General features: G+C 44.7%; 1 protein-coding gene. It reads left to right on the plus strand.

Annotation, left to right across the window (positions count from 1 at the left end):
- On the plus strand, positions 1–524 hold a 524-nt coding region (locus tag AC1DUW_RS32170; protein ID WP_477644630.1), incomplete at both ends, for a M14 family zinc carboxypeptidase.

Raw genomic sequence — 524 nt, forward strand, 5'->3', positions numbered from 1 at the left:
ATAGAGATGTGACTATTTCGATGGTTCCAATGGTAAACCCGGATGGGGTTGATCTTGTCCTCAAGGGGGCGGTGGCTGCAGAGGAAAAGGTTGATGTGCTGAAAATAAATAATGATAACCCTGCATTTTATGCCTGGAAAGCCAATATCCGTGGAGTAGATCTGAATAATCAATATCCAGCTAATTGGGAGATTGAAAAGAAGAGGAAGGTTCCAAAGGCGCCTGCACCGAGGGATTTTCCAGGAGAGACCTGTTTATCAGAGCCAGAAGCAGTGGCCATGAAGGAGTTGGCTGAAAGACGAAATTTTGAAAGAGTGCTAGCGCTTCATACACAGGGAAAAGAGTTTTATTGGGGATATGAAGGACATGAACCAGAGCAGGCAGCAAATATAGCAAAAGAGTTTGAGGAGCGGAGCGGATACCGTGCTGTCCAATATGTTGACAGCCATGCAGGGTATAAGGATTGGTTTATTCAGGAGTTCAAGCGGGTAGGAATCACAATTGAGTTAGGTAAGGGTATTAAT

This window comes from Peribacillus sp. P4_C12 (assembly GCF_056402095.1).